The following is a 13454-nucleotide window of genomic DNA, read 5'->3' as shown; positions in this document are numbered from 1 at the left end:
CGAGACTTTCAGTGCATCAGAGACGAACTTGGTGAAGCTCTATCGTAAAAAGCATTGACTACACAGGACCAGCGGGCGCTCATGACCCCGTCGATACCGCGCCCCAAATCCCAGATGACAGAGTCCCCGTTGGCGAGCCGGGCTTTAACGAAACGATCGTGCAGGTCTCCGACGGATCGGCGTGACTTTTGCGCCAGGTGCAACTGCACCGATGCCAGCATGCGGTTCCATCGATCTTCGAGATCTTTGCGTTGATCGTTAGTGCTTTCGGGTTCCCGCGTCTGAACCGAGTCCGCATCGAAGGTCACAACATGGACGGCGGCGATTTGTGAAGCGAGCTGACCAAAGCGACTGATGAAGCTGATGAGTCGTCCCCGCGCTTGCCCATCAGCGCAGCAGTACGGATCCTGAATCTCAAGCAGTGCGATTTTCGCATCCCGGACGTGCTGCTCAAAAATGGTCCAGTCTCTCTGCCCATATTGTTCGAAGACCACGCGCTGAACGTGGGAAGCCCGTGCTTCTGCCGCTTCAACGGGAGTTCGCACCGAGAGAATCGGGCGACGAACCAGCGGGCTGTCCAACGGCGCTGAGACGACCTCGTCGGCTGTGTCCTCTGATGGCGCGCTTCTGTCTTCAGTCGGACTGGGCGTTGCCGCTTCCTCAGGCGCGGGCGGCAAGGATTCGCTCGCTGCGAATTTGGGCGTATCATCACTGACCTGGGCCACTTTCGCAGCAAGGCGCTCAATGCTGTAACTAGCCTGCTCCCGGGTAGCTTGGGGCTCCGTTTCGGGCGTTATAGCGGATTGATCTTGTCGCTCGGCCCGTTTCCCGTCGAGCACGTCTGCAAGCAAGTCCTCAACATCCCGTTCGCTCTCGGGCGGCATCAGCAGGCCACGGCTCAGTGAGCGCTTGCGTTCCATGAGGGCATCGAGACGCTGATCGAAGCTCGACGGACCGATCGCCTCATCGGGATGGATAGCCATCGGAATGTGGATCGTGACCGGACGTGTCTGACCGATACGGTAGGCGCGGTCGGTGGCTTGGTCCTCGACAGCTGGGTTCCACCAGCGCGAGAGATGGATCACATTGTTGGCGGCGGTGATGGTGAGTCCAACACCCCCTGCTTTAGGAGACAGAATGAGTACGTCAAAGGCAGACGCTGAGCTCTGGAATGCGTTCACCATCTCCTGGCGCTTATGACCGGCCACCTTGCCGCTGATGCACATCGGCCTGTGCTTGAGGCCGAAGCGCTCCTGGATGGCCATGGCCAAAAAGGCCTGCATTTCGAGATCTTCGCAAAACAGCAGTGCCTTCTCGCCGCGCTGTTTAACGTCCTCGAGAATCTCGAAGGTCTTCTTCAAGCGCGCCGACTGGGAAACGTAGGCGTCAATATCCGTGACGCCGCGCGGCGCCAACGGATGGAGTGATGTCCCGCGCAGCATGTGTAGCACTTTGAGCATCGCGCCTTGCTCGCCGCTTTCACGAAGCGCGCGCGCTCTAGCGAGCACGAGATCATAGGCCTGCGCCTGGGCAGGTGGCATTTCGACCGCGTATTTGCGCGCTGTTTTCTCGGGCAGACCGGTGAGGATCTCGTCTTTCATGCGCCTGAGCATGAAGGGAGGGAACTCGTCGTCACGCTCGACCAAGCGTTGCTGCAGGTCTTCAAGGCCTGCCAGATCGTTCGCCGGATAGCTGCTTTCGAACTCCCGGCTCGATCCGAGGAACCCAGGGTAGACCGTATCGGCAATCGACCAGAGATCCTGAAGTCGGTTCTCGACTGGCGTGCCGGTCACGGCAATTTGCAGGCGACCATTGAGCGCCTTGGCTGCCCGGGTCATTTGGCTGGCCGGGTTCTTAAGCTTCTGGATCTCGTCGTATACGATCGCATCAAACGGAATGCGCGCAAAGCTCATGTGATAGTCGCGCATCGTTTCGTACGTCGTGAGAACGATTCCTGCGTCTTCCCACTCGCCGGCATCCAGCCGTGAGGTGCCCCCGCGAATGTCGCTTCCAGCCTCCAGCCGGTAGCTGCGCAAATTTGTCCCAAAGGCTTCAATCACGGGCCCGATCAGGCCAGCCTCGACGTGTTGGGTCAGTTCTGCTTGCCAATTCTTAAGCAGGCCGGTTGGAGCAACGATCAGCACTGGTTTGGGGTGGGCCGAGTTGGATTTCAGCCACAGCAGGAACATGAGCGCCTGGAACGTCTTGCCCAGGCCCATATCGTCGGCGAGCAGGACGCCGGGCAACCTGCGTTCCCATGCTTCAGTCAGCCAGGCAAACGCTTCGCGTTGGTGAGGCTTTGGCTCGGATTTCAGACCTTGCGGAAGGGCCGGAACCTGAAATGCCTCTCGAGCGGACTTCGGCCGAGGCAGACGCGCATAATCGAGTTGCTCGAAATTCTCCCCGACCTGCAGAAAGAAGACGTCGACCGGTTCACGTTCATCCTCAGATCGCGATTGGTCTCCTGTCTCCGCTGCGATTTGTCGCTCAAGATCGGCAATTCCGCGCGTTGCCTGAAGGGTAGCCGGGGTGGCGGGGATGCTTTCGTCGCGCCAGGCGACGGTTTCGTCTCCCGCCTTGATTGCCGTCTCAAGGTCGCCAGCGAGAATCTCAGCGTCACCGGGAGCCAAGGCAATGTGCCGTGCATCGGGAGGGTCACCGACCCTCAGGCCGAAGCTTTCGGGCAGCCAGCTGTTGGGTTTCGGCTTGATCCAAGGCAGGACCGGTTTTTGCCAGACCTCGATCCCGCTGACACGCTCCGAAAACTGTTGCGTCTCGATAAAAAGCCGGTCGGCCGCTTCGTCATCGCCGGTAGCATCGAGTTTCAGCTCTTCGCGCAAAACCCGCTGGGGAGAGCGAAGGAACTCGCGCTTTTCCTGCGAGCTGCTGGCCTGCTTGGTCCGAACGATGTCGAGGGCCTTGCCCAGCAAGGGGTCAAGGAACAGCAGCGTTCCGTCGGAAAGGAGGTAACTACGCCGCCCCCCTTCCTGGCTCCGAAATCTGCGCTGGAAATGCAGGGTATCCTTCGGGGTCAGCAAGGAGGCTTCATTTTCATCGACGAGGTCACCCTCCGTCGTTTCGCCCACATGTCTTGAAAAGAGGACCGGGTCAAAGTCGAAGCGACCATGATCAGTCTTTGCATTCAACGAGAAGTTTGCAGCGTAGGCAATGCGAATGCGTTCCAGAAACCCGTCGGCTTCGATGCCGGCCCCGAGCTTATCGCCCAATAGTCCACGAAGCTCGACAAAGGCTGCTCTTCGTTCGTCGGCGTCACTGGCTGCCTTCACGGCTTGTGCAGCCAGGAAGACGGAAAATACGGGCTCTGGAATGCGGCTGACGCGGCCTCCTTCTCGCACGCGAACGCCAAGAATATCAGCACGGACCGGCGCGCCGCCGCGGCGCATCCACTTGGGATTGACCGTGATGGATCCTTCGGCGAGCGATCCACTCGAGTTCAGCTGTAGTGTCAGAGGCGTGGCAGGCGGCAAGCCAAGGGCAAAGGCATCGGCCTCGTCGAGTTGGGCGGCAATGTGAGGGGGAAGGACAACCCCTCCGTCCTCTTCAACAATTTGCCCTTCCTGATCGAACGAGCGTGCGAGCGCCAAAGCTGCTTGCCCTGCTTCGGGAGCAACCTTGGGCCATTCCGAGAGCGGCACCGTTTCGCTTGACGCCCGTTTGAACAATCCGCCCGCCCGCTCGCGCAGCAGTGTGATCGCCTCGCTGCCATCGCTTTGTTGGGTTGCGACGAATTTGGTGCTTACCATCGATCGTTCCAGTTCCGCCCACGGCCTTTCCCAAACCGCGGGTGCAAGATTGATGTCCGGCGATTAATTATCCCCGCAAACTTGCCTTCCCAACCCGGGCTTGCAGGCACGTGAGATTCATACTCGAAGTCTGTCCGACCGGCCGTGGTCCGCAGTTTCCCGCCGTCGTATATCTTTGCGTAAAGCTTCGGAGCATTCGGATCGCTATCACTCCAAAAGCGGCATGACCCGTTGTCGCTCCACTCGGAAATCCTGAGATCGCCAATCTGCATGATGATTGAGGAAGATGAGGCTGGGCCGCCTCGAATAATTCCATATTCCGGGCGTTCGCCGCTTTGTCTGATGAGATACTCGATTTGGTTGCGGGCCCGGACACCCAAGGCAGGCCATGCATCACTGATAAGGCCGTCGTCGAGGTAGGCCATCCAGAACTTTTCGCGTTGCGCCCATTGATCGGGCCGATCGGTAGTCTTAGCGATAGCCCGGAAGAATTCGCGCATTGCGACTTCCGTGAGCCAGCGTTTGAAGACCTGTGTGACCGTAAGTGCGCGTTCTTCGCCAATGCTCTCGGCCAAAGACCGAACGATCCTGTCCCAGCGGGGCCGCTGAAGACGGGGATCACCGACCTGATCAAGGAGAAACTCGGAAATCGCCTTACGATGCTCAGGCTCGGGCTTCTCCTTGACCCAAGGTTCCAGCAGCGCGCGTACGACGAGCTCAATCTGGCCTGCCAGGGCCTCCTTATCAAAGAGCCTCAGCAGGCTGCGCTGCGCCGAGACTGCCTTGCTCGGCGGCAACTCTGCTGTCGCTACGCAAAATCTGGCGAACGTTACCTGCCCAAAGCCGCTCGCCGCCAGATTTGATCCTAGCCCAACTTCTCGCATCAGCTGGAAGGCATGGTCATCGTCGCGCGCGATTAAGTCCTGAGCCACCCGTGTAGGGCCTTGCGAGGGCGCAAATAACTCCCAGTGCTGGGCCCTCTCTCGCCATGCCCACTCATGTCGCAGGGCAGCACTTGAGGCAGCCTCTGCAAGCTTGCCCATGATAGGCCGGTTCATCGGAAAATAGGTGAGGTAGCCATCGATCATTGCTTGATCGGAACTGCGCCGCTGTTCCTCGACAGCACGGTCGAGAGCAGTAGATCCCAACTCGTCGAACTCTGGATCACACCATGCACCGCGCAGTACCCGGTTGAGTTGGAAGCGCGGGAGCGCCTCGGCGCCATTGTCGGCCGCACTGCGCAAGAAAGGCTTCAATTCGACAACTGGCTCTGCCTCACCGATACTCGCGTCAAACTTGGCGAGTTGTCGCTGTAATTCGGGTTGCGTTGTCGGAGGCTTTGCGAGCCCGGCAGACGCCAGCGCGTCCATCCGATCGATTGCCGCGCGCAGGAAACTCATTGCACCTGCCTCAAGATGTCCTTGTCCAGACCCGGGCTGGGTGTGGTCATCAGGAACCGCAGGTCGATCCGCCGATTACGCTTTTTTGCCGCCTCGCTATCGCCTTGCGCGATAGGACGGTCCGGTCCGTAACCGCTCAGGCCTAGGATCGGCGCAGAACCTGGCTGCCCTGCTGGCTTATTGAGGAACCCTCGCAAGGCAGGCTGATTGAGCTGAAGCATGGAGAACGTCGTTTCGGCTCTTCGAACCGAAAGGCCATAGTTGTTCATCCCTCCGTACATTGCGTCGGAATCAGTGTGCCCCTCAACAAAGACGGCGTCGATCAGGTGCTTTGAGCGTTCCTCTTTGCATAGGTTTGACGTGGTATAGCAGGGGAGAACCTCGACCATCGCGCTGGCAACCTTGCTGATCGCGGCTTGCCCTCTGTCGCTCAGCTCCCAACGCCCTTTGTCGAACAGCACGTCATCAGGCAAGCGCAGCACACCTGTCTTCGTGTCAATTTCGACCTGCAGACCCTTGTCCTTCAACGACTGCTGAAGGTCATTGAGAATCTCGGCCCGGGTTCGGTTAGCTCCGGTCAGCTCTTCGGTTTTCGACTGCAAATTCAATGCGAAGTAGGCCAGTAGGATGATGAAAATGAGAAGAAGGCCAACCATCATGTCAGTCATGGACATGAAGTAGCTTTCGCCCTCTTCAGGAGGTCTCCTGCGAACGGCGCCTTCCATTATTCAGCTGCTTCCCGATTTTGGTTCGCGAGAATTCCGGCCAGTTCCTCAACCGTGTCACGCAGCGTGGTCAGTGGCTCAAGCGCACCTGCAAGCTGGGCAACACCTTCGCCCAATGCGCGGTCGATTTGACCAACACGTTCGTTGAGGTTCGTGGCATGGCTTCCTGCCGCGTCGGTAATCTTTTCGAGCGCGGCTCCAAGTGACCGATCGACTTCCTCAAAGCGGGCCCGATATTCAGACCACGCCGAGGAGGCTGCTGTTGCCGTCTGATTCAGCGACGCGGCGAGTTCACGCATTTCATCTCGGGCGCTCTCCGACGACTGCGCGTTCTTGGCGACGACAGCCTCGACCGATTTGACAGCTTCGGCGATTGACAGGGCAGACTGACGGACAGGAGCGGCAGCTGCCTCGACATCATTGGCGACAGTGCCGAATGCTGTTGCCAGATCGCTGGAACGGGCGGCGACCTGCTCGATGGCCCGTGCATGGTCACCAATCGCGGTCTGGGCCGAAGATAGCCGATCAGCTGAACCAGAGATCGCGTTGCCGGCGTCCTTCATGCTGGCAACGAGCGGGGTGCCTGCTCCATTGAAGCGCTCCACGAATTCGGAGAAGGACTTCTCCATCGCTTCCTGGCCGATCCGTGCCGCATTATTTGCAGCTTTGGAGGAGGCTTCCCCGAGTTGATTGGCTGCCGCGGCCAGGCCAGATTTCATGTCGTCCAAGGTCGAACCGAGGCTGGTGAGCAGTTCATCCATTCTCTGGCGGGCAAGTGCGCTCGCTTGTTCATTTTCCTCGCGCATCCGGTCGGCGATCACGCCAAAGTTGCGATTAAGGTCACCGAACGCAGTGCGCATCTCTTCGGAGGCTTGGCCGAACCGGCGCACGGCGTCCTCGATCTGCCACTCTGCTTCACCCGTCTGTTTCCCAAGCCGCTCCGACATGGTGGCCAACGACGCGGTCATTGCCCCGATCGCATTGGCAAGGCCCGCCATCTCGGCGCCAGCGCTCGAAGCGATGGCATCACGGACAGCTTCTCCGCCGCCACCACTGATCTTGTCGATGCCTTGCTGGATCGAGCCTAGATGGGTGATCATCGGGGCCATTTGCTTTTCGAGAGCGCCATCAAGCGCTGCAGCCAGCTGCTCGGAGAAGGTCCTGAGGGCGGGGGTCTGTTCCTTCAGCTGCTCCAGCTGATCGCTCGCAATACGCTGCGGCGGCAGATAGGCCATGCCATGCTCAAGCTTGTCGCAGAGCATGGAGAGGCCGTCATTGATCCGCTTACCGAACCGGTAATCGTAAGAACGCAGGACGATGGACGCCACGATGCCGCCCACTGAGGCCCAAAACTTTGCGCCGGCGACCTTCATCAGTTCATTGAGGCGCTCCTGCATCGCATCGACCCCACCGCTGAAGTCCAGGGTAGACAGGGCAGCAATGATGCCAAGGAATGTGATCAGCAGGCCGATGGCGATAAAGATGTTCGCAAACCAGTTGAGTCCGCGGTGACTGTCTCCCAGATTTACGAAGAAGTGCTCAGGGCGGGCCGAATTCTGGAGAACATTCGCAGACGGATCGACGATCGTTTCTCGAAATTCTTCCCAAGTCCGGCGTAGTGGAAGCGCCTCGGGGTGCCCAACCTCCATCATCTGCTCGTCGACTTCATTGAAACGACGGGCGAAGGCAAGCCGTGCAGAATCGATGTCAGCCGTACTGCCACCAGTCACATCATCAAGCAATCGGACCCGTGCTTCGATCGCTTTGGCAAGCGGCTCATGGAAATTCCGCTTGTAACGAGAGGATATTGCGAAGGCAGTTCCAACTAATACGACGGCCAGGAAGGCAGCCATCGCGTCACCAATGAGCGGAATTTTTGTAAAGAAGAAGATCAGACCATGACCCAGCCCTTCGGTAATTTCCACGCAATCCCCCTAAAACTCGGCAAAATCGAAGAACCCTGATCTTATGCGGGGAAGCAGACAAGTCTGCCATGAGCATTCAAACCCGAGAACCCTGAACAGCTCGGACGGTACCGAAGGCACCCGCTATCTCCAAGACTTGTTCCATTAAGGACGTAAGGATTCTGTAAATTACGGATGAAATCGTTGCCCCGGTGATATCGAAGCGAGACATGCCTCGCCTCTCTCCAGAGACATGTCCATTTGCCAGACGCCGTTTATGCCGGTCGCTTGATTCCCGCTTGATGCAGCCGGTGGACCACCGCGCCGCCACTTCTGCAGAAAAGTCCAGGTCCGCGCAACGTCGCGCGGTAAATGTGGTCATCATTACGGCCGCATGGAAGCGGAATTTCCGCTGCTAGGGAGCCGAGCTCGGTATGCATCCGGTGAGGACCGCAGCTACTGACGGTTCGCTGCAGGATTTGGCATCTTACTTGCCGAGGAAGGCCTCGACGCCTTCTTGAGCGAGCACATCGCGGAATGCAGCATCGGCATCGCGGTCGGTGGGGAATAGATTGTCCCAGACCGTCGAGGTGCCGTGCTCGTTGACGACCTCGAGGGACCAACCGCGCTCGGTGGCGAGCCGCACGATGTTGATGGTCAGCCGTACGCCCGCCTGTTCGATGGACCGGCAGAGAGAGGATTCGATCAGTTCGGGTTGCGGGCCAAATTCCATGCCGTGATGCTATGAGATCACGGCTCCAGCTTCAACGCTGCTGGTTTCCAATTCCATGGGAGTAGATCGCCAAGCCGATTAGCCGGATGACCGGCGATGCGGGCGAGGACGTCAGCGAGCCAAGCCTGGGGATCGACGTTGTTGAGGCGACAGCTCTGAATGAGTGAAAACATGATGGCGGCGCGCTGACCGCCGCGATCGGAGCCGCAAAATAGCCATGCTTTCCGCCCGAGTGGCACACAGCGCAGCGCCCGTTCCGCTGCGTTGTTCGTGAGGCATACCCTGCCATCGATGAGGAAGCGGGTGAAGGCGTCCCAGCGCCGGAGCATATAGTTGATGGCCTTGGCGAGATCATGGTTACGCGACAGCTTGGCGAGTTGGGCGTTCAACCAGTCGTGCAGTTCGGCGATCAGCGGCGCGCTCAACTCCTGACGGGTGGCAAGCCGCTCCGCTGGTGTCTTGCCGTTGATACCGCGCTCAACGTCGAACAGGGCGTCCAGCTTCTGCACCGCCTCCAGCGCAATCGGATAGATGGGGCCAGTCCGCTCGCCGCGGCTCTTCTTGCGCGCAGCGCCCTCGACGTCAGCAAGTTCGAAGAACTTCCTGCGCGCGTGAGCAAAGCATCCTGCCTCCAGGATGAGACCAGGCTGGCGGTCGGGAGCGTACAGCTCGAAATAGCCCGCATAGGCATCTGCCTGCAGAATCCCGGACCAGGACGCGAGATGCGCCTGGGGATGTTCGCCGCGCCGGTCGCGCGAATAATAGAAAACGACCGCCGGCGGATCGGCGCCGCCGAATGGGCGGTCATCCCGGACATAATCCCATAATCGACCGGTATCGGTCTTGCCCTTGGCCATGACCGGCACGGTGGTGTCGTCGCCATGCACACGTTCGGCGGCAAAGACATAGGCCTCGATCAATCGGAAGATGGGCATCAGGGCGAAGGAAGCTGCACCGACCTGATCGGCAAGCGTGGAGACGCTCAGCGGCACGCCTTCGCGGGTGAACCGCTCCGCCTGGCGGTTGAGAGGCTGGTGCTGGCCATACTTCTCGAACAGCAGCATGGCGAGGAAGCTTGGGCCTGCCCAGCCACGCGGCACGACATGGAATGGCGCGGGCGGCTGCGTGATCTTCTCGCAGTCACGGCAGGAGAACTTCTCGCGTACGGTCTGGATGACCTTCCAGGTACGCGGGATCACCTCCAGCGTCTCGGTTACATCCTCGCCCAGCTTCGACAGGCGCATGCCGCCACAGGCCGGACAGGAACAGGGCGCCGGAACGACGACGCGGTCGCGGGGCAAATGGTCGGGGAACGGCTTTCTGACCGGCCTCTTGCGCTCAAAGGCGGTGACGTTCGTCGCCTTTGTCGCGGCGGTCTCGGCGGCCAGATCGTCTTCGGCGGCGTCGGCCTCCAAATCTTCGAGCTCAAACTCCATCTGCGCAAGAAGCCGGCGGGTGCGTTCGGCGCTGGGGCCGTATTGCTCGCGCCTGAGCTTGGCGATCTGCAACTTGTAGTGCGAGATCAATGCCTCGGTGGCGCTCTCCCGGGCACGGGCATTGGCCAGTTCGGCCTCGGCGCTGGTGGCGCGCTGTTCGGCCGCATCGGCGCGTTGCGTGCTGAGCCGGACCAGCGCCTTGAGCACTTCAATGTCGTCAGGCAGGGGCGAAACGGCGGCGTCCACAACCAGGATGGAATCACAGAAAACCGCCCGGTTAAAGCGGAAAATGCGGCCTCGACGAAGAAAATCTGCGCCTATCCCGCGCTCTGCGGGCGCCAGCTATATTGCGGGTTCCGCCAGTCCACGCCGTCGAGCAAACAGGCCAGCTGTGAGCTCGTCAGCGACACTACGCCATCCTTCGCGGAGGGCCAAATAAACTTCCCTCGTTCCAACCGCTTCGAATAAAGCGACATCCCGAGACCGTCGTGCCAGATTATCTTCACCAGCGACCCGTTACGCCCGCGAAAGACCCAAAGATCGCCGGCAAATGGGTCTCGCGAAAAACTCTGCTGTACCATCGCCGCGAGGCTCTGCATGCCGCGACGCATATCGGTATGGCCCATTGCGATCCACACCCGTGCGCCTGCTGGGATCATCGCAAGGCCTTCAGCGCCGCCGACACCAATGCAGGTGATGCCGCAGCTGATACGTTCACGCGTCCCTTGGCGCCGAGATCGATGATGATCACCGGCATCCCGGCCTGTTGCCAGCCTTGCTGGGTGCCATCGTCTACCACCGCCTCGGCGAACTCGGTCAGGGCGGGCGGTTGTCGCAGCTTGCTGCGCCATGTGTAGATCCGCGCCGTGGAAATGTCGTGCCGTCGCGCCACGGCCGAAACGCTGGATCCCGGCGCAAAGGCTTCCGCCAAAATCTGCAGCCGTTCCTCGTCGCTCCAACGCCGCCGCCGTTCCGGCCCGGTCATTACCGTTATGTGCCCCATGAACCGCTCCTAAGCCTACTCTCGAGAGCATTCTTAAGAGCAGTCCACTACCTCACGACAAGGCGGGCGCAGCCGGATGGATACCGAGCTCGCTCCCTGAATGTCTCAGAAGGGTCGACAGCGGTAGGCGGCACCTGGGACTTTGCTGCCGTTCATGGCCATTTAGTTATAGGGAAGCTTTTGATTCAGAACCTGACCGTCCCCCGTCAAGAGCTGGTCAGGCCGGCGCGGCCTCCTCTAGCGGCTGGACCGCTGCGACTCTACCGTCCTCGATCATCAACCTCATCCTGAAAGGACGCTGCAACGCTGACCGCGCTTCCTCGCTCTCTTTTATTCCGGCCATAATCCGGCCGCTTTCCTCGGCCAGTTTTGTGAGGAACTCGTCGCCGGTTTGCATGATACCCAGCTTGCGACTGTTCATCGCGCTCGCCGACCACAGCGACGAGGCTTTCCTTAGCTTCTCGCGAAGGGCTGCATCCATCCGGCGAAGTCGGTCACCCGACTCCGTCAGCTCGTTAAGAGAGGCCACGATGTCATCGCGGCGGCGCTTCTTCATGATCTCGCCGTCCGGAAACTCACACAGTAGCTGCCAACCGAGCGCGCGAGCCCTGACGCACAGTATCTGCTGTTCCGACAGATCGTTGAGCTGGCGTTGGTGTCTCTCAATCGCGTCCATGAATTCGGACGAGCTGAACCAGCTCCTGTCCTTCAGGTCCTGCAATTCTCGGCTCGCCTTGGCAAAGTCGTGCGCCAGATGGTCCTGAACCTCCAAGAGCTTCGCTTCGCAGTCTTCAATCCGGGAGGCTACGCCGCCCGAGTGCTCGCCGGCTAGCACGGCGGGGGCGATCTGCTCGAAGTAGCGAATGGAGCTCGTCAGGATCGCCTTCCGCCCGGCGACCTGGAAGTCGGCCACTCCGTCGACTTCCTTCTTCAGTGCCGAGAGTTTCTCGCTGATGTCAGCCAAATGCTTCTGCGCCAGAGCTACGGACGCCACGTTCATCAGCGCGGACGCGTTGGCGACCAAGGACAGCTTGTCGGCATCGAACAGGTTTGCGTGCTCCGTAATTTTCGTCCCGCTCCTCGACATCGCGCGGTACCCGCCATCCTTCGCGGCCTTCATGAGCTCTCCATTGCAGACGACTTCCATGTATCGCGTCCCCGTAGCGCCCGCGATCTCCGCAGCGGTCCCCAAAGCCGGGACCGCCTGCACGAGGGAATTGAGCCGACTGACGCCGGCGTCTTCCGCGTCGCCTATTCTGCTCCATGGTCGACCGTCTATGTCGGGAACGTCGCGGATCGTAAGCAGTCGCACGCCCGCGTCGTCGTGCAGCTCGAGCGAGGTTGTGGAGGCTTCGTCGGGCCTATCGACCGGTGCCACGCCAATCTCCCCTGTAGACGGTCGTTTCGCCTCGTCCGCGCCCGCTCGCCCTTCCTCGAGGAACTTGCGGCGAAGGAACGCGACGTGAAGGGCGCACGGCACGGTCACCTTGTAGCTTGGGTCCAGCAAGCTGATGCCGAGGACTGCCAAACCAGGGCCGGTAAATAGGGTGGTCGCGAGAGCGGCCGCCCCACTCCGTGCATACGACGCCTTCTCGGAGGTCTTTCCGAGAGCGGCCTCTCGAGCAGCACCAGCGAGCAGGTCCCGCTCCGCCGGATCGAGCGAGCGCCATCGCTGCTCCAAAAAGATGTCGAGAAGATTCGCCTCGTTCTCAACAGTCCGACCCTTCTCGTAAGGAACACTCAGCTTCCAGCAGACATCGGCCACGATCTCACCGTAGGATGGTCCTTCGCCACCACGACCGAGGTTCATCAGCGAGTTGCCGCCGTAGAGCCGCAGCTCGTCGCCGATCAGGGCATGATACCTTCGATGGTTAGGGTGATGGCGTTGGTATTCGTCTTTGATCTCCAGAAAGTTCGTGAGCTTCGCGGTGATGATCTTCACCAGTGGCTCGAGCTCCTCGTTCGTCGCGAGCGATAGGACGGCGTAGAGGTCGCCGCCGCGCAGCCGACCGAGCATTTCCGTCATTCCCCACGTTCCCCCTTTTCGATGCACCATCGCAGGATGAATGTATGGGTCGTCGCCGAGCCACTGGCAACCAGACAGCTCAGGTCCCGACTGAATGGCGGGTTCTTGCCAAGCCAGTCGTTCGCGCGTCATTCTATAGATGACTTGGATTGGTCGACAACTGCCGGAAGCGCAGACGGGCTGCGCTTGGGTAGCAAAATTGGTCGCAGAGAGTTTAAGGAATGTTGCCAGGGTTGGAAATGGAAGGCGAAATTCGACGCTGAAATTTGGGCATTAGGCCGAGCCCAATTTCCGGTGGAATCCCTCCAAATTCTTCATGGAAATTATTGTCTTACGATTCGGAGGAGTTGGACATCTGCGTGATGCGGACTCGAACCTGCGCACAAAATTCCCATCGAGCGGTGGGGCTTCGCTGGGGGCCTGCAAAAGTGAATGTCTGGGAATGTGATAGATATCAAGATGA

General features: G+C 59.8%; 9 protein-coding genes. All 9 read right to left on the bottom strand.

Features of this window, described 5'->3' with window-relative positions; genetic code table 11:
* Nucleotides 1-8: 8 nt before the first annotated feature.
* The 9 genes from FE851_RS08970 to FE851_RS08930 all read right to left on the bottom strand — a co-directional run bounded on the left by FE851_RS08970 (nucleotide 9) and on the right by FE851_RS08930 (nucleotide 12991).
* A complete protein-coding gene (locus FE851_RS08970; protein ID WP_145201769.1) occupies nucleotides 9-3764 on the bottom strand; it encodes a DEAD/DEAH box helicase in 3756 nt (1251 codons plus the stop codon).
* A complete protein-coding gene (locus FE851_RS08965) occupies nucleotides 3758-5164 on the bottom strand; it encodes an EH signature domain-containing protein (RefSeq protein ID WP_186378787.1) in 1407 nt (468 codons plus the stop codon). Before FE851_RS08965 ends, FE851_RS08970 begins: the two co-directional genes overlap by 7 nt.
* A complete protein-coding gene (locus tag FE851_RS08960; protein ID WP_145201766.1) occupies nucleotides 5161-5889 on the bottom strand; it encodes a flagellar motor protein MotB in 729 nt (242 codons plus the stop codon). The genes FE851_RS08965 and FE851_RS08960 overlap by 4 nt, the downstream gene beginning before the upstream one ends.
* Nucleotides 5889-7814 (bottom strand): anti-phage ZorAB system protein ZorA, encoded by a 1926-nt coding sequence (gene zorA / locus FE851_RS08955; protein WP_145201763.1) that lies wholly within the window; start codon nucleotides 7812-7814, stop codon nucleotides 5889-5891. Before zorA ends, FE851_RS08960 begins: the two co-directional genes overlap by 1 nt.
* Before the next feature lie 466 nt (nucleotides 7815-8280).
* Complete coding sequence (locus tag FE851_RS08950; RefSeq protein WP_093022462.1) at nucleotides 8281-8526, bottom strand: hypothetical protein; 246 nt, start codon at nucleotides 8524-8526, stop codon at nucleotides 8281-8283.
* A gap of 17 nt (nucleotides 8527-8543) precedes the next feature.
* The gene (gene tnpC, locus FE851_RS08945; RefSeq protein WP_186378786.1) at nucleotides 8544-10208 is read right to left on the bottom strand and encodes an IS66 family transposase; all 1665 of its coding nucleotides are present in this window, start codon (nucleotides 10206-10208) and stop codon (nucleotides 8544-8546) included.
* 71 nt (nucleotides 10209-10279) lie between these two features.
* Nucleotides 10280-10621: an IS66 family insertion sequence element accessory protein TnpB gene (gene tnpB, locus FE851_RS08940; protein ID WP_031286377.1), complete on the bottom strand. Its 342-nt coding sequence runs from the start codon at nucleotides 10619-10621 to the stop codon at nucleotides 10280-10282.
* Complete coding sequence (gene tnpA, locus FE851_RS08935) at nucleotides 10618-10965, bottom strand: IS66-like element accessory protein TnpA (RefSeq protein ID WP_130754196.1); 348 nt, start codon at nucleotides 10963-10965, stop codon at nucleotides 10618-10620. The genes tnpB and tnpA overlap by 4 nt, the downstream gene beginning before the upstream one ends.
* Before the next feature lie 217 nt (nucleotides 10966-11182).
* Entirely contained in the window at nucleotides 11183-12991 is a 1809-nt protein-coding gene (locus FE851_RS08930; RefSeq protein ID WP_145201760.1) for a hypothetical protein, read from the bottom strand.
* Nucleotides 12992-13454: the final 463 nt, after the last annotated feature.

Source organism: Sphingobium sp. B2, assembly GCF_007693735.1.
Classification (GTDB): Bacteria; Pseudomonadota; Alphaproteobacteria; order Sphingomonadales; family Sphingomonadaceae; genus Sphingobium; species Sphingobium xenophagum.
This window is presented reverse-complemented; position numbering and strand designations above follow the sequence as displayed.

Coding starts and splice junctions, on each gene's coding strand:
- tnpB (WP_031286377.1), bottom strand. CDS start 10,621: ATGATCCCAGCAGGCGCACGGGTGTGGATCGCAATGGGCCATACCGAT.
- FE851_RS08930 (WP_145201760.1), bottom strand. CDS start 12,991: ATGACGGAAATGCTCGGTCGGCTGCGCGGCGGCGACCTCTACGCCGTC.
- FE851_RS08950 (WP_093022462.1), bottom strand. CDS start 8,526: ATGGAATTTGGCCCGCAACCCGAACTGATCGAATCCTCTCTCTGCCGG.
- FE851_RS08965 (WP_186378787.1), bottom strand. CDS start 5,164: ATGAGTTTCCTGCGCGCGGCAATCGATCGGATGGACGCGCTGGCGTCT.
- FE851_RS08970 (WP_145201769.1), bottom strand. CDS start 3,764: ATGGTAAGCACCAAATTCGTCGCAACCCAACAAAGCGATGGCAGCGAG.
- tnpA (WP_130754196.1), bottom strand. CDS start 10,965: ATGGGGCACATAACGGTAATGACCGGGCCGGAACGGCGGCGGCGTTGG.
- FE851_RS08960 (WP_145201766.1), bottom strand. CDS start 5,889: ATGGAAGGCGCCGTTCGCAGGAGACCTCCTGAAGAGGGCGAAAGCTAC.